Origin of the sequence: Embleya sp. NPDC008237, from assembly GCF_042956465.1 — a bacterium.
In the GTDB taxonomy this organism is placed as follows: domain Bacteria; phylum Actinomycetota; class Actinomycetes; order Streptomycetales; family Streptomycetaceae; genus Embleya.
Window position 1 is genome coordinate 407683 of record NZ_JBIBGL010000009.1, and the last position, 15891, is coordinate 423573.

Here is a 15891-nt window from a genome sequence, read left to right on the forward strand (position 1 = left end):
CGCACCATCGCGCACGTCCCGGCGACTTCCCCACGCCGGGACGTGCGTTCTCGAAGCGGCGCCCTTCGGCCGGGGCCGGGCGGCGCCTTCGGCTGTCGGAGTTCGGCGCCTTCGGACTTCGACGGGCGGCGGGTGGATGGCGGCGACCGACCGGCGGGGAGCGGCCGGCGGCGGGTGGGAAGCGGGAGGTGGCCGGCGGGCGGCAATTCAGGCGGCGGTTCGCACCTTGCCATTCGGCCGGGGTGTGGTCGCGTCGTCACCGGTGGCCGGTGTGGCCGGTGCGCCCGGAATCGCCCGAGTGCTCGGGATCTGGTCGGTGCTCGGCCTGGTGGGCTGCAAGGTGCAGCGGCCGTCCTCACATTGACGCTCCAGGCGGCCCGCCGAGATTGCCCCGATCAACCCGATCACCCAACAGGTCGGGCAACCGCGCAGCGCGATCAGCCCCACGGGAGCGAGCAGCAGGGCTGCCGGGCCGATCACGGGGAGCAGCGCGAACGCCCCGACGAGCGCACCGAACCCCACCGCGCCTCGAACCAGGTGCCGCGCCACCGAGACATCGGTGGCGCGTCGGTCAGTGACGGCTTTCATCGAGAACCCCCTCATCTCCGTCGAGCGGTTGCCGAAGTCCCTCCCGGACCGCCGCCCGGGCCCGGTGCAGACGCGACTTCATGGCGGCCGTACTCAGCCCCAACGCCTCGGCGACCGACCGACCCGGCAGACCCTGCACGTCGCGCATGATCAACACCCGGCGCAGATCGTCGGGCAGCGCGGCGATCACCGCCGCCACCCGCTCGGCCTCCAGGCGCCGCAGCACGTCGTCCTCCAGGCACTCGGTGGCCACCTCCCGATCCGGTTCGGCCGGCCGCAGCACCGTCCGAGTGCGCCGCAGGCACTCGTTGCGCACGATGCGGAACATCCACGACCCCAGCGCCGCGGTCGCCCGCAACATCCCGATCTTGCGGTAGAGGATGATCAGCGCCTCCTGCGCGGCGTCCTCCGCGTCGTGCGGCGACGCGCACAACGAGTGGGCGAAGCGCAGCACGTGCGGATACGACCCGGAGACCAGCGCGGAGATCGAGTCGACGTCCCCGCGCTGGGCGGCGAGGACCAACGGTTCGCCGGGCCAGTCCTTGTCAGCCACGCGACTTCCCCCGCTTCCGAATCATCACGACACACGTACACACCAGCATCGCAACCCCTACGGCGACACCGACCACGACAACTCCCATGAGTACCCTCCTCGGACTCCCGGGCCGACCGAGCGGTCGGCGCACACACATAAGAGCCCGTCGGGCCGCGAAAGGATTCACCCGGGAATCCGAAACCCGAAACCCGGAATCGGGAGGCTCGGGTTCGTCGGTGGGTGACATCCCGATCCGATCCGATCCGGGGGCGGGGCGGGGCTGCCCGAACGGTCGTATCCAAACGATCAGGCCCGGAAGGTCAGGCCCGGAAGGGGAGCACCGTGCGGGCGCGGACCAGTTCCCCGTACGGCTCGGGCGTGCCGGCCGGAAGCGTGGCCAACCACAGGACGTCGGCGGCGGCGCGCTCGATCTCCGCGGCGCGCTCGGCGGGGTCCACCGGTTCGGTCGGGTCGGCGCGGCACACGCTCGCGGCGTTGACCACGATGTCGCGCCGGGCCGCGTGCTCGGCCAGGTCCCGGGCCAGGATCTTCATCGCGGCGATCCGGCCGATCATCGACGGGACACCGATCCAGGCCGGCCAGCCGTCGGCCGCCGCCCGACCCTGCTCGACGGCGCACACGTAGTCGTCCATCACCTCGGCCAACTCGGCCAGACTCGCCCGATCCACGTCGAAGCGCGCTCGCAGCCGGTACGGGAGGTGCCGCAGTCCGCCGAAGTCGCCCGCCAGGAGTACGAATCGCGCCCCGTCGCCGAGCAGCGGCGCGAACGCCTCGATCAGCCGGTGGGTGTCGTGGTTGTCGGTCTGCACGTACGACCTGACCTGGTCCTGATTGCGTACGCCGAACGCGATCCGGGCGACGGCGCCGGCGATCACCACGTCCACGCCGCCGTGTCGGTCGGCGAGCGTGTCGGCCAGCGCGCCGACGCCGGCCGCGTCCCCCGGTTCGAGCACCGCGAGCCGCGGCGTGAATCCCTCGCCGTGCAGCCGGGCGACGGCGGCGCGCCCGCGTTCCGGGTCTCGGGACGTCAGGTAGACCACGCCGTCGTCGCCGAAGCGACGGCACAGCCCGCGCACCAGCGCGAGACCCAGCGCGCCGGTCGCGCCGGTGACGAGGGCGGTCTTGGCCATGGTGATCCCCGATTCGGTGAGAGTGGGAGGTATGCGGCCGGGCGCCCCGATCGATCGCGTCGATGGGTCGCGTCGATGTGGTGTTCGAGCGTTTCGCTCGGCGTGTCTCTACGATCGTGCCGGGACGGCGCCCGAGCAACGACGATGCTCGCAACCCTTGTTAACCGAGGGGTTACCGATGACGAAGCGGGAATCCGATCCGGCTCGGATCGGCTGACATCGACAGGACGCCGCACGGGGCAGCGGGGCAGCGGGGCAGCGGGGCAGCGGGGCGCAACCCGTGCGCGGCAACAACGGCACGGCACGGCGCAACACGGCATGGCATGGCACGGCCACGAACGGCGGGGGCGTATGGAACTGCGGGACATCGAGATCTTCCTGGTGCTGGCGGAGGAGTTGCACTTCGGCCGCACCGCCGAGCGGTTGCTGGTCTCCTCGGCCCGGGTCAGCCAGGCGATCAAGCAGCAGGAGCGCCGGATCGGCGCACCGTTGTTCGAGCGAACCAGCCGGCGCGTGGCGCTGACCCCGATCGGCCGGCAGCTTCGCGACGACCTCGCGGCGGGCTACCAGCGCATCCAGGACGGGATCGAGCGGGCCGCGGCGGCGGCCCGCGGCCTCTCCGGAACGCTGCGCCTGGGCACGATGGATGCCACGCTGGCCGAGATCCCCGACGTCGTGGACACCTTCCGGACCCGGCATCCCGACTGCGAGCTGCGGATCCGCGAGGCGCACATCGGCGACCCGTTCGGGCTCCTGCGCAGCGGCGAGGTCGATCTGCAACTGGTGTGGCTGCCGGTGGAGGAGCCCGATCTGACGGTGGGTCCGATCGTGCTGACCGAGCCGCTGGTACTCGCGGTGTCGGCCCGGCACGAATTCGCCGGCCGGGCCTCGGTCTCGATCGAAGACCTGGCGATCGGGCCGGTGTTCCGGACCGACGACTCGGTCCCGGCGTACTGGGCCGAGGCGATCAACCCGACCCAGACACCCAGTGGCCGGCCGATCCCGCGCGGCCCCTCCAGCGCCACGGCACACGAGACGCTCACCGCGATCGCGGCCGGCCTGGGCATCTCGCCGGTGCCCCGGCACGCGGTCAAGTACTTCCCGCGCGGCGACATCGCGTACATCCCCTTCCACGACTCACCCACCCTGGCCTGGGGCCTGGTCTGGCGCACAGCCGCCTACTCCCCACTCGCCCAGGCCTTCACCCGGGCCGCCACCGACACATTGGCGGCGTCGGCGAAGCCGGGCCCGGATCCGGCCGGCGCAACCCGCCGCCCCTGACCGACCGCGCGGCCGACAACCGTCCGAGGCGGCCGTCCTCTCCTCGGACGGACCGCCTCACCCGGAGCCGGCAACCGATCCGGGCCACCCCGGACCGGCCCGCGAAGCCAACCTCGCCCAACCGGGCCGGGTCGACCGACACCACGACGCCGCGGCTGCGGGGCCGGGGCGGCGGCTCCTCGGCCGTCTCCCGCCTAGGACTTCACCCATTCCCTGGGGTCACCGTCGGGGCGGCGGACGGTGCCGGCGGCGAAGTCCTGGAACCCGGCGAGCCGGTTGCGGACGGAGTCGGCCACGTAGTCCTCGATGGACGCGGCGAGCCCGAGTCCGATCAACGCCCGTACCCGTTCCACGGCTTCCGGAGACAGGCTGACTCGGACCTCGGCCCCACCGGCGCGAGTTGATTCGATACTCATCCGACGGACGCTATCGCCGCGCACCGACACGGCCCCCGGTCCGACATCCCACATCCCGGCCGGTGCGGCCCGGCCACCGCACCCGGCCGTCGGCGGCCGGTCCTCGCAGGCCGCACGCGCGGGCCAGGATCGACCGCCACGGAAGCGACTACGGTGTCAGCACGATCCGGCCGAAGACCTCGCCCGCGTCCATCTTCCGGTGCGCCGACGCGGCTGCCTCGAGTGGCAGCACCTCGTGCACCACGGTCTCGATCGCACCGCGACTCGCTGCGGCGAACTGCTCGCCTCGCACGGTGCGCCGGTCGGCTCCGGGGACGGTTGCCGCGCTGAAGGTGGCGAAGGACATCGACTTCCGGAACGCCGCCATGATCTTCATGCCGAAGTCCGCCGGTGGCGGGCCTGCGACGGCACCCACGGCCACCATGCGGCCGTTCGGGTCGAGCCGGTCGAAGAACGACGGCAAGTCCTTGCCGGCCACCACATCGATGATGACGTCGTACCCTTCGGGCGCTCGTCCTCCCCCGCCGCCGGAGCGGTCCAGCACGTGTGTCGCGCCGAGACGTCGCAGCCGCCCGCCTCGTTCGGCCGAGGAGGTGGTGACCGCCACCGCGGCGGCGCCGCCGCGAGCGGCGAGTTGCACGGCCATGATCCCGATGCTGCCGGCCGCCCCACGCACCAGGACCGTCTCACCGGGAGCGAAGTGGGCGTGCCGGAGCCCGAAATGCGCGACCACGCCGGAACTGCCGAGCGTCACCGCGTCGACGGCGGACAGGTTCACGGGCAGAGGGACGACCTCCTCGACCGGCACGAGGGCCTGTTCGACGTACCCTCCTCCGGTTCCGGTGAAGCCCCATACCCGACGGCCGATCCACGAGGCGTCGACGCCGTCACCCACCGCGGTCACGGTGCCCGCCACCTCGCTGCCCGGGATGAAGCCCTCCTCGAAGCCGTAGGCGGCCAGGGCCCCGCTTCGGATCACGACGTCGACTCCACCCACGCCCACGGCCTCGGCGCCGATCAGCACCTGTCCGGCAGCAGGCGTGGGGGCCGGCAGGTCGACGACAGCCAGACCCTCCGGGCCTCCGTACGCCTGGATCACGATCGCCTTCAACGTCGCCTCCCCTGTGCTCGGGCCGATCGAGATCACCTGCGGCCGTGCCCGGGCACCCGCCGCCTCGCTCCGATCGCCGCCGAGGGCGGGAAGGGGTTCACGGCGTGGCAGGGGTCCGATTCCGGCGCGGCGCGCTCGGTGATCTCTCTGAACTGCGATGCCTCGAACGTAGCGGACGCCCCCGTCCGTTTGGATAAAGTGAGAACGTGATCGAACGTTTGCCTCACACGCTGCGTTCCGACGCGCAGGACAACCGTGAGCGCATCCTCGACGCGGCCCGAGCACTGTTCTCCACGGTCGGCCTGGACGTGCCGATGCGGGAGATCGCGCGGCGCGCGGGTGTCGGACCCGCCACCCTGTACCGTCGCTTCCCGACCAAGCAGGTACTGGTCGCCGAAGCCTTCGCGGACCGGTTGCGCGCTTGCCGCACCATCGTCGACGAGGGCTGCGCTCATCCCGATCCGTGGCGTGGCCTCTGCCTGGTGATCGAGAAGCTCTGTGAGTTGCACGCGCGGGATCGCGGCTTCACCGAAGCCTTCCTGGCGACCCTTCCGGGAGCACCCGATGTCGCGGGACGCGAGTACACGGTGAAGGCAGTCGCCGGACTGGCCCGGCGAGCCAAGGCCGCAGGGCGCCTGCGGCCCGACTTCGTCCTGGACGACCTCATTCTCGTCCTCATGGCCAACAAGGGAATCCACGCCGGATCGACGGCCACCCGGGTCATCGCCTCCCGACGCTTCGCGGGGCTGGCGATCCAGGCGTTGGAAGCCTGCCCTCGGCACGCACCGCTACCACCGGCGGCACGACTGGCACCAGGTGCACCGGACGGCGCCCGACCATAGGCGAGTTGTATCCACGCTCGACGAGCGAACCACCGAACACCCGGAGGATCGCCGGGCCGAACCCGTGGGAACAGGTCGCCCGGCCCGGCGCCTCAGCCGACACCGACGGTCTGTCGCTCCGGCTCGATCACGGCCACGACGCGCTCCTGCGCGCGGGTGTAGGGCGCACCGGTGTACTTCGTGGCGATGCGGTCGATGATCGTCCAGGCCGCCTCGCCCTCCAGCCAGTCGACGACCCGCCCGCGGATGACAACGGGCTCGAACGGGTTGTCGCTCGGCGTCAGGGAAAGCGCCACCCGCGGGTCGCGCCGCAGGTTGCTCGCCTTACGGCTGCCGGGCCCGGTGAGTATCACGACGTGGTCGCCTTCGGTACCGATCCAGACGGGAACGGAGTGCGGAGCACCGTCCGGGAGAAGGCTGGCGAGGTGGGCGATCGAAGTACCGTCGAGAATGCGTCGGACGTCGGGGTCGAGCATGTCTGTGCTCCTTTGGCGAGAGTTGTGGTCGGCACGGGTTGTCTTCGGCGAGACGACCGGGGTCATCGCACCACCTCGTAGCGGAGGTGGGTGACTCCGGGTGCCGGAACGGCCTCCAGCAGACGGAGTCGCACGTGCTCGGGCAGGCCGTGGAAGTACGGGCGGCCGGCGCCGAGCAGGACGGGCACCTGGTGCAGGATCAGCTCGTCGACCAGCCCCGCCTTCAGCGCCTCGGTCACCAGGACTCCACCCATGAGGGCGACGTCCTTGTCGCCGGCCGCCTCCCGGGCCGCCGCGACCGCGTCCGCCAACCCGGTCGTGATCAGCCTCTGGCGGTCGCCGGTCATCCGCGGTGCCGGCCGGTGGCTGACCACGAACAGCGGCGCTGCCGGGTGCGGGGTCCCGTCGTCGCCGAAACGGTCGGAGTCCTCGTACGTGTTGCGGCCCGCGACACTTGCGCCGACCCGAGCGGCCGCGTCGTCGAAGAACCGGGCACTGGGCTCGGAGAGCCTGAAACTGTCGAAGACCCGACTGGGCACGTCGCCGTCGAAGTACCAGTCGAAGAGCATCCCGCCATCGCCGAGCCCGCGGCCGGGGGCCGGGTCACGACCGGTGATGTACCCGTCGACCGATACCGACAACGCGCTGAACACCTTGCTCATCACCGAACTCCTCTTTGAGGTTCCTTCAAGAGACTCCAAGACCGTATCAGGCGAAGTTCCGTAAGGGAACTCCGATTGCTAGACTTCCGTCCATGCAACGCACAAGCTTCCGCGAGATGGCCTGCTCGATAGCGCGCACACTCGACGTGATCGGAGAACCGTGGTCGCCGCTGATCCTGCGTGACATCTGGGTCGGGATGAACCGCTTCGACGAGATCCAGGCCGACCTCGGCATCTCGCGCAAGGTCCTGACCGAGCGACTCAACCACCTCGTCGAACACGGTGTGCTCGAACGCCGCCCCTACGACCGACGCCCGCGGTACGAGTACCACCTGACCACCAAGGGCACCGAACTCGTCGACCTGCTCATGGTCATGGCCGACTGGGGCGACCGCTGGCTCGCCGGCGAATCCGGCCCTCCGGTGCTCTACCGCCACCACGCCTGCGGGGAGATCAGCCGAGTCGAACTGCACTGCGCCCACTGCGGCAAACCGATGCACGCAAACGACGTCGACGTACTGCCGGGCCCGGGCAGTGCGACCCCCGAGGCCGCGGCAACCCCCTCCGAGCCGCGCTGACCGAGGACGGTCGGGCCCTCTGCGGCATGCTCGCGCACGATGGTTCAGGCGACGAGAGGGCGCAGGTGCTTCGGGCCACGCGAGGGCGGCCACGGTTCAAGCCGCCGGAGGGCGAAGGTGGTTCAGGCCACGCGAGGGCGGCCACGGTTCAAGCCGCCAGAGGGCGAAGTCGGTTCAGGCCACGAGAAGACGGAGGCCGAGTTCTGCCGCGTCGAGGGCGACGAGGTCGTGGTTGCGTTCGGCCCACCGCCCCGAGGAGAGGTCGTCCCGGAGTCTGCCGACCGCCCGCTGCTCGGCCGCCGGCCCGACTCTGGTCCATACCGATACCGCGCGCCGCACATGTTCGTCCAGGTACGCCTCGGGCCGGCGCCAGTAGGCCTCGAAGAAGCCGTCGGCGCAGTCCCATGGGATGAGCACCGGCTCCATGCGCGCCCCGATCGCGTCGGCCAACCGGTCCACCGACGGCCGACCGGCGACCAGGCCGGCGACCTCGGGCAGGTAGTCGCGGCTGAGCCAGAACCGCTGACGCCAGCCGGTGTCACCGGTGTCGTGGGTGAACACCACCACGCGGCGGGCCACGCGCCGCATCTCGCGCAGCCCGGCGATCGGGTCGTGCCAGTGATGAACGGTGCTGAAGGCCATCGCGGCGTCGAAGGACCGGTCGCCGAACGGCAGGCTCTCCGCGCCGGCGGCCACACAGGGCGCCGCGCCCACGGGACGCTGTGCCCGCATGACCGCCGACGGTTCCACCGCCGTGACGTCGCGGTCGGGGGGCTCGTAGGAGCCGGTACCGGCCCCGACGTTCAGTACCGTCCGGGCGTCCCCGAGCGCCTCCCAGACCCGCGCGGCGATCCGCGGTTCGGTGCGCCGCGTCGCGGGGTACGCCGACCCGATCGCTTCGTACAACTGCGCCCCGAACACCTTCAGTTGCTCCTCCGGTGTCGTTCTGATCCCCATGGCCCGGGCCTCCAGTTCGCTGTCTATGGCCGCCACCATGGCGGCGGCGCGGTCGCGCTGTTCCAGCAGCAGGCCCCGCAGCCGGTGCAGGTGCGCGACCGCGTCGGTGGTCGGGTCGTCGACCAGATCCGCGATCTCGCGCAATCCGAAGCCCAGCCGCCGATAGGCGAGCACCTCCCGCAGCCGCTCCACGTCACCCGCCGAGTAGGCCCGGTATCCGGCCGCGGTCCGCGCGGACGGCTGCACCAGGCCGATCTCGTCGTAGTGATGCAGCGTGCGCACGCTCACCCCGGCCAGCTCGGCCACACGTCCCACCGTCAAGTGCTCTTCCACGCCACCGACAATGCGGCATGACGCAACGTGAGAGTCAAGCGCCGCCCGGTCGTGGCAACCGCACGTGCCCGGGTGCCCGGGTGGCCCAACCCCCGCACCCGACCCCACGCGAAGGCCGCCGACAGGCCCACCCGACCGTCCCGTCTGCCGTCGGCGTCCGTGATGCCCTGCTCGGGGAATCGCGGGACGCCGCCTAAGCTGATCGGCGTGCCGCCATTGCCGATCATGTGGAGCGATCCCGGCTCCTACGGACTCACCGTCTTCCACGACCGCCACCCCGAACTGGTACGCAGGCTGGCCGCGGCCTTCCCGCTCGCCGCACGACAACTCGACGCGCTGGAGGGGCTGGTCGCCGAGACGCTGCACGGCGTCGTCCGCCCTCTGCCCCCGGAGGCCCACGACGCGGCACGGTGGGCGGCCTGGGCCGAACACGGCAGGTACTACGAACGTCCGTGGACGCAGGCCCCGTTCCTGTGGGCGGAAAGCTACTTCTACCGTCGGCTGCTGGGCGCCTTCGGCTACTTCGACAGCGGGCCGGGTGCGGGCCCCTGGCAAGGCATCGATCCGTTCGGCCCGACCAAGCATGTCGAACTCGACGGTCCCGCCGTCGACGAGGAGTTGGCGGGCCTCGCGGCGACCGCCCGACTCGACGCGGACGAACTGCCGTACGCGCTCGTCATGGCATCGCTGTGGGGCAACCGCGCCGACCTGGGCTTCCGCCTCACCGCGAAGACCGACGCAGGCACGGCGAAGACCGACGCAGGCACCGCGGACAGCACCTCGGGCACGGCGGGGACCGACTCGGGCACCGCGAGGCATCGTTACGGGCCGCAGGGTCCGCTGGTCGCCGACGACACCGCACGGCTCCTGCGCCACCTCGCGGCCGAACCGGGCGGCCGCGTGTGCGTGGTCGCCGACAACGCGGGCGGCGAACTGATCCCCGACCTCGTACTGATCGACCATCTGCTCGACACCGGACTCGCCGCCGACGTCGTGCTACACGTCAAGCCCCACCCGTACTACGTCTCCGACGCGACACCGGCCGACGTGCTCGCGTGCCTGCGTCGACTCAAGGCCGCCCCAGGGTACGCGGGGCGCGTCGGCGAACGCCTGTGGCAGGCGACGGCGGCACGCCAACTCGACGTCCGCACCCACACATTCGCATGCGCGCCCCTGCCCTACACCGCGATGCCCGCGGACCTGCGCGCCGACTTCGCCTCGGCGACGGTGACCATCCTCAAGGGCGACCTCAACCACCGCCGCCTGGTCGGCGACCTGCACTGGCCGCCGACCACCCCCTTCCGCGACACGGTCGGCTACTTCCCGGGCCCGGTCGCATCGCTACGCACCCTCAAGTCCGACGTGATCGTCGGCCTCGAACCGGACACCGTATGCCGCCTCGACGCCACCGAACCCGCATGGCGCACATCGGGCACACACGCCCTCGTACAGTTCCACGCACCCCCCGACACCACGACCCGCACCAACTGAATCCGGGTGCGACCCGACGGGGTAAGTACGCTGTCCACCTGTTTCGGCGAGTGGGGAGATTCAGGGCATGTACGGGAGGGTGTCGACGGACGAAGCCATGCGCCTGCTGCGGGACGAGTTGCGGGTCGAGCGGGGTGCGGTCGCCGATCCGACCACCGAAGGCACCTGGTCGGCATTCTTGCGATTCGGCCGGTTTCGCTTCGACACCCCGGACACCTCCGACGCCGACGGACTTCTCTTCCAGTACGGAACCCACACGTTCGACGGTCCGCCGACGTTCTCGTTGGACCTCACGCGACAGTTCGAGATCAACGACGACGACGGCGAGCACGACCAATACGTGCAGGTCCACTGCGAACTCCGCTACGACTTCGCCGCATCCTTGAGCGCGCTGGGCGTGTTCGAGTCGTGGTTCTTCCACGACACGGGGGAGGATCTCGATCGGTGGGCCGAAGCACTGACGAACCGAGCGGCCTGGAGAGTCCTTTGCGAACACGTGCCCGCGGAGATCAGGATCTACCGCGAGCAGGTGTGACGGGAGCGGCCGGCGGCAGGGGTGGATGACGTCGGGTTTGGTCGGTTGCATGTCGTCACCCACTCGTTGCCTCCGCCAAAGGGATCGCCGCGGCCCCAGGGTGGTTCAGTGGGCGCTCCCGGCCCGTCTTCCTCCGCCGGTGCCGGTCGGTGGTCGGGATGCGCCCGGGGGGCCCGGGTGTGGCCGGCGCGGAGAGGGTCGGGTGTCGTCCGAGGCCGCGGGCGGTGTTGTCGGTCGGGCCGCCGTTCGGGGCGGCGGCAACCGGTCGCGCGGAACGGACGGTGGGTCATGTGGAGATGCTGGTGACCGCGTCGATGCCGTAGGTGCGGGCATAGCCGTTCTCGGTGCCGACGAGGAGGTCGACGATGTCGAAGTAGCGGTCCCAGAAAGGGGTTTCGCGTAGCGCGTCGATGAGGAGCTGGTAGGCGTGGTGGTCCACGGCCTCCCAGACCCAGACGTCGGTGACGCGCGTGGAGTAGAACTCCGTGTCGTAGAAGCGTGACCGGACGCCGGTGACCTTGCCCTCGATCGCGGGGACGACCTCGGTGGTGAAGGCGTCCAGCCGCTCCCGGGGGGTCATCGCGAGCCATTCGGGCGTGGTCTTGACGAGCATGAACGCCGTCACCGGGGTTTCGGTTTCCGCAGAGGGCATGGCAAATCCTTTGAGGCAGTGGTGGTTTCGGTGCGGTGAGTGCCGCGGATGCGAGCTGTTCGCGGGTGGGCGTCAGGGGTGGAGGGCGGGCATGAGGGTCTGGGCGCACCACTGTTCGAAGGTCGTGGGGGAAGCGGTGTCCGGGGTGCGCGTGACGCCGGCGTCCAGGCCGTCGTCCTTGGCCCGCTTCATGTCGACGATGCCCTGGACGAACGCCTCGTTGAGGCCGTAGCCGACGAGGTCGGTCCGCAGACCCTCGTAGGACTGGCGTTCGTAGCGGACGGAACGACCCGACTGCTCGCCGATGATGCGGGCGACATCGTTGGAGGAAAGGTCTTCCGGACCGAGGACCGGGACACTCTCCGTGCCGGTCCAGGAGCGGTCCAGCAGCAGTCGGGCGGCGACGGCGGCGATGTCGGCGGTGGCGACGAGAGGGGCCTTCCGGTCGGGGGCGACGACGTCGGTGAAGACGCCCTTCTCCCGGATCGAGTCGGCCTCCTCCAGGAAGTTCTCGAAGAAGGACGGGCAGGCCAGCGCCCGGTAGGCGACGCCGGTGCCGGCGATGAGGTCGTCCATGGCGAGGGTCGCGGTGACGAGTCCGGCGCGGTCGGCGAGGGGGGTGCCGCGGCCGAGCGCGGAGATGCCGACGACGTGGCCCACGCCGTGGGCGGCAAGCACCTTCGCGGCGGGAAGGGTGAAGCCGGAGTAGGCGTCGTAGGGGGTCAGGGAGGCGTCCGGCGGGGCGAGCCAGAAGACGGCGTCCGCGCCCTCGAAGGCACGGTCGACGACCTCGGGGGTGCCGTGCGAGCCGGTGATCACCTCGGCGCGTTCGCGCACCGCGTCGGTGAGTCGGGCGGGGTCGCGCACGATCACGCGCAGTTCCTCGCCTCGGTCCGAGACGGACTCCAGGAGCAGGGCCAGCAGCCGGCGGCCGATGTTCCCGGTGGGAGCGGTGACGACGATCATGAAAACCTCACGGGTCGTGCCTGATGGGTACGACCTCATCCTGCGGAGGATCACGGTGTTGCCACAATAGGAATCTCAGCAACGAATCATTGCCTGAAATGGAATTACCCTGGTGAACAACCCCGACGCAGTCATCGACGCCAACCTCGCCGTCGCGCTGGACGCCCTGCTGACCGAGCAGAGTGTGACCCGCGCCGCCGCGCGCCTGCATACCTCCCCCGCCGCCATGAGCCGCACTCTCGCCCGCCTGCGCCGCATCCTCCAGGACCCCCTCCTGGTGCGGGCCGGACAGGTCATGGTCCCCACCCCCCGCGCTCATGCCCTGCGCAACGAAGCCGCCACCGTGGTGCGCCGGCTCGGCGCACTGCTGACCCCCGACGCCGGTGTCGACCCCGCCGCCCTGAGCAGCACGTTCACCCTCCAGGCCGCCGACCTCGTCGGCGCGGCACTGGCGCCCGGACTGCTGCGACTGGCCCGGCTGGAAGCGCCCGGGGTTTCGTTTCGGTTCAGAACCGAGGACCTGGAGGGCGGACCGGTCCTTCGCGACGGCCGGATCGACCTGGAAATCGGATCCATCGACCACATCGACCCCGAGACCCGGGTCGAAGTACTGCTCACCCTCCGGATGGTGGCGGGTGTGCGCCCCGGTCACCCCCTCACCGAGGGAACCCCGACCCCGGCCCGGCTCGCCGCCGCCGAACACGTCGTGGTCAGTCGCCGCGGCCGATTCACCGGGCCCCTGGACACCGCCCTGGCCGAACTCGACCTCCACCGGCGGGTCGCCGTCGTGCTCCCCGGCCACCTGGCCGCGATGACCCTCGCCGCCCGCAGCGACTTCGTCTGCCTAGTCCCCGCCACTCTCCCGGGCGCCGCCCCCTCGCCCCTGACCGAGACCGCAACCGCGCTGGGCCTCCACCTCCTCGACATCCCCCTGCCGCTGCCACCGGTGGCCATCGGCATGGCCTGGCACCCCCGCCACGCCGCCGACGGAGCACACCACTGGCTCCGCAACGCCGTCCGTCGAACCCTGCGCACGGCCGACGGAACAGGCGCCTGACCGGTCCGCGACCGGGCCGGAACGCACATGCCGAGCACCGTCGGGAGTGGCGTCCGCAGAGCAGACCGACGCGCCCGGCGCCGCCGGCGACCTCCTCGTCGCCGCCGGCGATTCCGGGTGCCGGTTCACTCGCTCCCCCGGAGGACAGCCGAGGAGAACCTCGCGGGGCGAACGATCGATCGCCGTCTCGGCAACGAGGACCGGTCCGACCCGCGCGGCCGACGGTCGGCTCCGGAAGTCGGCCTGCCCTCATGCCCGTTGCCACCGGCCGCCGATATCCCCGACCGGCACCGACCGGCACCGAGCTGCACCGGTCGAGAAGGAAAGCCCGCGCGAATCGGCGGCAACGCGCTGTGAGCGCCTCCACCCGGGACGGCGGATGGATGACCTAGAGGCGGATGCCTCATGTCTCCATAGGCGGCTTCGAGGGGCTCCACGGAGCAATTCCGGGCCGTGCCGGGGCCCCTTTTTTCAGCGGTCCGCTGCTCCAAGCCAGAGAATCCCCAGACGGCGATCCAACGAGTTTTAATGCTTCACGCGTAGGGGGGATCAACTCTTATGCTGCAAGGCCATTACAGAGGCATTTGAAGCCCTTGAAGCCATGCCCGCATCGCACGCATCGGGTGTGCTAAACCTGGTTCTCGGTTCTATGGTGAACCCGGCGGAACAGGACCCGGCCGGTCGGCCGATCCTGCGCCGGCCTCCGTCCGATGTCATGCCGCTCCCGTCCACCGGGTGGGAGCGCGGTTCGTCGTGCCAGAAACGTGCAGAAAAGAGAGGCCCCTGTGACCGATCCCGGCATCCCTTCCGACCTTTCGGCCGACACCACCGCAGCCGCGTACACCACGGGCAACGCGGGGGACGTGTCCTACACCGCCGGCCAGATCCAGGTCCTGGAGGGCCTGGATGCGGTCCGCAAGCGGCCTGGCATGTACGTCGGTTCCACCGGTGAGCGCGGTCTGCACCACCTGGTCTACGAGATCGTCGACAACTCGGTCGACGAGGCCCTCGCGGGGCACGCGGACCGCATCGACGTGACGATCCTGGCCGACGACGGGATCAAGGTCGTCGACAACGGGCGTGGCATCCCGGTGGACATCGTGCCGTCCCAGGGCAGGCCGGCCCTGGAGGTCGTCCTGACGGTGCTGCACGCGGGCGGCAAGTTCGGCGGCGGCGGCTACGCCGTCTCCGGCGGTCTGCACGGCGTGGGCATGTCGGTGGTCAACGCCCTGTCGACGCGGGTGGAGGCGGAGGTGCGCAACGGCGGGCACCGCTGGAGCCAGGAGTTCGAGAGGGGCGTGCCGACCGCCCCGCTCAAGCAGCACGAGGAGACCTCCGAGACCGGCACCTCGCTGACGTTCTGGGCCGACGGCGACATCTTCGAGACCATCGAGTATTCCTTCGAGACACTGTCGCGCCGCTTCCGGGAGATGGCCTTCCTCAACAAGGGCCTGACCCTGACGCTGACCGACGAGCGCGCATCCGCGAAGGCAACGGTGGGCGCCGACGACCCGGACGCGGACGGGTCCGAGCCGATGGCGCGGACGGTGACGTACTTCTACGAGGGCGGCATCGTCGACTTCGTGAAGTACCTGAACGCGCGCAAGGGCGAGCCCGTCCACCCGTCGATCATCTCGCTGGAGGCGGAGGACACCGCGCGCCTGCTGTCGGTGGAGGTCGCGATGCAGTGGAACACCCGGTTCTCCGACAGCGTGTACTCCTTCGCGAACACGATCCACACGCACGAGGGCGGTACTCACGAAGAGGGCTTCCGCGCGGCGCTGACGGGTCTGGTCAACCGGTACGCGCGGGAGCGGAGGTTCCTGCGCGAGAAGGACGACAACCTCGCGGGCGAGGACATCCGCGAGGGTTTGACGGCGATCGTCTCGGTGAAGCTGGGTGAGCCGCAGTTCGAGGGTCAGACGAAGACCAAGCTGGGCAACACCTCGGCGAAGACCTTCGTGCAGAAGGTCGTGCACGAACACCTCAACGACTGGTTCGACCGGAATCCGAACGAGGCCGCGGACATCATCCGCAAGTCGATCCAGGCGGCCACGGCGCGCGTCGCGGCCCGCAAGGCCCGTGAACTGACGCGCCGCAAAGGTCTGCTGGAGTCGGCTTCGCTCCCCGGCAAACTGTCGGACTGTCAGTCGAACGACCCGACGAAGTGCGAGATCTTCATCGTCGAGGGCGACTCGGCCGGTGGTTCGGCCAAGTCCGGCCGTGACCCGATGTACCAGGCGATCCTGCCGATCCGCGG

17 protein-coding genes are annotated in these 15891 nt (G+C 70.6%); 7 read left to right on the forward strand and 10 right to left on the reverse strand.

The annotated features are described in order from the left end of the window. Nucleotides 1–207 precede the first annotated feature (207 nt). The 3 genes from ACFZBU_RS25015 to ACFZBU_RS25025 all read right to left on the reverse strand — a co-directional run bounded on the left by ACFZBU_RS25015 (nucleotide 208) and on the right by ACFZBU_RS25025 (nucleotide 2274). Nucleotides 208–588: a hypothetical protein gene (locus tag ACFZBU_RS25015; RefSeq protein WP_391585855.1), complete on the reverse strand. Its 381-nt coding sequence runs from the start codon at nucleotides 586–588 to the stop codon at nucleotides 208–210. Beyond that, nucleotides 572–1141, reverse strand: a complete 570-nt coding sequence (locus tag ACFZBU_RS25020) for an RNA polymerase sigma factor (RefSeq protein WP_391585856.1) — start codon at nucleotides 1139–1141, stop codon at nucleotides 572–574. Before ACFZBU_RS25020 ends, ACFZBU_RS25015 begins: the two co-directional genes overlap by 17 nt. 302 nt (nucleotides 1142–1443) lie before the next feature. Continuing rightward, entirely contained in the window at nucleotides 1444–2274 is an 831-nt protein-coding gene (locus tag ACFZBU_RS25025; RefSeq protein WP_391585858.1) for an SDR family NAD(P)-dependent oxidoreductase, read from the reverse strand. A gap of 351 nt (nucleotides 2275–2625) precedes the next feature. Between ACFZBU_RS25025 and ACFZBU_RS25030 the strand changes: the two genes are divergently transcribed. Continuing rightward, nucleotides 2626–3555, forward strand: coding sequence for a LysR family transcriptional regulator (locus tag ACFZBU_RS25030; protein WP_391585859.1), 930 nt, complete (start codon nucleotides 2626–2628; stop codon nucleotides 3553–3555). A 194-nt stretch (nucleotides 3556–3749) separates the two neighbouring features. Here ACFZBU_RS25030 and ACFZBU_RS25035 read toward each other — a convergent pair whose 3' ends face one another. Continuing rightward, nucleotides 3750–3971: a hypothetical protein gene (locus tag ACFZBU_RS25035; RefSeq protein WP_391585860.1), complete on the reverse strand. Its 222-nt coding sequence runs from the start codon at nucleotides 3969–3971 to the stop codon at nucleotides 3750–3752. Between the two features lie 148 nt (nucleotides 3972–4119). Beyond that, a complete protein-coding gene (locus ACFZBU_RS25040; protein WP_391585861.1) occupies nucleotides 4120–5082 on the reverse strand; it encodes a zinc-binding dehydrogenase in 963 nt (320 codons plus the stop codon). A gap of 206 nt (nucleotides 5083–5288) precedes the next feature. On the opposite strand from ACFZBU_RS25040, the gene ACFZBU_RS25045 reads away from it, so the two are divergent. Continuing rightward, nucleotides 5289–5924 (forward strand): TetR/AcrR family transcriptional regulator, encoded by a 636-nt coding sequence (locus ACFZBU_RS25045; protein WP_391585862.1) that lies wholly within the window; start codon nucleotides 5289–5291, stop codon nucleotides 5922–5924. Nucleotides 5925–6016: 92 nt separating this feature from the next. Here the strand turns inward: ACFZBU_RS25045 and ACFZBU_RS25050 are convergent, their stop codons facing one another. Then, the gene (locus ACFZBU_RS25050) at nucleotides 6017–6466 is read right to left on the reverse strand and encodes a PPOX class F420-dependent oxidoreductase (protein WP_391585863.1); all 450 of its coding nucleotides are present in this window, start codon (nucleotides 6464–6466) and stop codon (nucleotides 6017–6019) included. Continuing rightward, nucleotides 6463–7062, reverse strand: coding sequence for a dihydrofolate reductase family protein (locus ACFZBU_RS25055; protein WP_391585864.1), 600 nt, complete (start codon nucleotides 7060–7062; stop codon nucleotides 6463–6465). The genes ACFZBU_RS25050 and ACFZBU_RS25055 overlap by 4 nt, the downstream gene beginning before the upstream one ends. Nucleotides 7063–7154: 92 nt before the next feature. Here ACFZBU_RS25055 and ACFZBU_RS25060 point away from each other — a divergent pair, with 92 nt between their 5' ends. Beyond that, the gene (locus ACFZBU_RS25060; protein ID WP_391585865.1) at nucleotides 7155–7640 is read left to right on the forward strand and encodes a winged helix-turn-helix transcriptional regulator; all 486 of its coding nucleotides are present in this window, start codon (nucleotides 7155–7157) and stop codon (nucleotides 7638–7640) included. A 174-nt stretch (nucleotides 7641–7814) separates the two neighbouring features. On the opposite strand, the gene ACFZBU_RS25065 is transcribed toward ACFZBU_RS25060, so the two are convergent. Next, nucleotides 7815–8930 carry a MerR family DNA-binding transcriptional regulator gene (locus ACFZBU_RS25065; protein ID WP_391585866.1) on the reverse strand — a complete coding sequence of 372 codons (1116 nt, stop codon included), beginning with the start codon at nucleotides 8928–8930 and terminating at the stop codon, nucleotides 7815–7817. A 207-nt stretch (nucleotides 8931–9137) separates the two neighbouring features. Between ACFZBU_RS25065 and ACFZBU_RS25070 the strand changes: the two genes are divergently transcribed. Together ACFZBU_RS25070 and ACFZBU_RS25075 are read left to right on the forward strand one after the other, a co-directional pair. Next, the gene (locus tag ACFZBU_RS25070; protein WP_391585867.1) at nucleotides 9138–10421 is read left to right on the forward strand and encodes a damage-control phosphatase ARMT1 family protein; all 1284 of its coding nucleotides are present in this window, start codon (nucleotides 9138–9140) and stop codon (nucleotides 10419–10421) included. 67 nt (nucleotides 10422–10488) lie between these two features. Beyond that, nucleotides 10489–10956 carry a hypothetical protein gene (locus ACFZBU_RS25075; protein WP_391585868.1) on the forward strand — a complete coding sequence of 156 codons (468 nt, stop codon included), beginning with the start codon at nucleotides 10489–10491 and terminating at the stop codon, nucleotides 10954–10956. Nucleotides 10957–11242: 286 nt separating this feature from the next. On the opposite strand, the gene ACFZBU_RS25080 is transcribed toward ACFZBU_RS25075, so the two are convergent. Next, nucleotides 11243–11608 (reverse strand): darcynin family protein, encoded by a 366-nt coding sequence (locus ACFZBU_RS25080; protein ID WP_391585869.1) that lies wholly within the window; start codon nucleotides 11606–11608, stop codon nucleotides 11243–11245. A 72-nt stretch (nucleotides 11609–11680) separates the two neighbouring features. Then, on the reverse strand, nucleotides 11681–12574 hold the full coding sequence (locus ACFZBU_RS25085) for an NAD(P)H-binding protein (protein WP_391585870.1): 894 nt from the start codon (nucleotides 12572–12574) through the stop codon (nucleotides 11681–11683). A 112-nt stretch (nucleotides 12575–12686) separates the two neighbouring features. On the opposite strand from ACFZBU_RS25085, the gene ACFZBU_RS25090 reads away from it, so the two are divergent. Further along, nucleotides 12687–13631: a LysR family transcriptional regulator gene (locus ACFZBU_RS25090; RefSeq protein ID WP_391585871.1), complete on the forward strand. Its 945-nt coding sequence runs from the start codon at nucleotides 12687–12689 to the stop codon at nucleotides 13629–13631. A gap of 800 nt (nucleotides 13632–14431) precedes the next feature. Further along, nucleotides 14432–15891: ATP-binding protein (locus tag ACFZBU_RS25095; RefSeq protein ID WP_391585887.1), on the forward strand; the 1460-nt coding region annotated here is incomplete at its 3' end.